Origin of the sequence: Bartonella sp. AP58NXGY (assembly GCF_042195785.1) — a bacterium.
Taxonomy (GTDB): Bacteria; Pseudomonadota; Alphaproteobacteria; order Rhizobiales; family Rhizobiaceae; genus Bartonella.
Genome location: NZ_JBHIOY010000278.1, coordinates 1 through 306, shown reverse-complemented (window position 1 = coordinate 306; position 306 = coordinate 1). Strand labels below are relative to the sequence as shown.

Here is a 306-nt window from a genome sequence, read left to right as displayed (position 1 = left end):
TCGTTTTTCTTGCGACTTACACATGGAAAACTTTATTGATTACAGCTGTTAGCTATATGATTTTTCTCCCCTGTAGTTTCGTTGCTTATAATAAACGGGCCGCTTTAGAAGAGAAAAAGGCTGATGCTAAAAAAGCTAGCCAAGAATCATAAACTGCTTCATTCTTTTGTTAAGAAGTGCAGGAAAGAGAGAGATTGGTCTATTTACATTTCAGATGATATCAATGAGGGGCATAATAATCCACAAACCGATTTTCACGGACATTAAAGAGTTTTCCAGTTTCCTTTAAATCAGGTGAGAGCAAAT

2 pseudogenes are annotated in these 306 nt (G+C 35.9%); one reads left to right on the top strand and one right to left on the bottom strand.

The features are described from left to right. Positions 1-152, top strand: a pseudogene (locus ACFINC_RS10925) (CDP-diacylglycerol--serine O-phosphatidyltransferase); the annotation flags it as partial. A 68-nt stretch (positions 153-220) separates the two neighbouring features. Here ACFINC_RS10925 and ACFINC_RS10920 read toward each other — a convergent pair. Then, positions 221-306: pseudogene (locus ACFINC_RS10920) on the bottom strand (oxidoreductase); the annotation flags it as partial.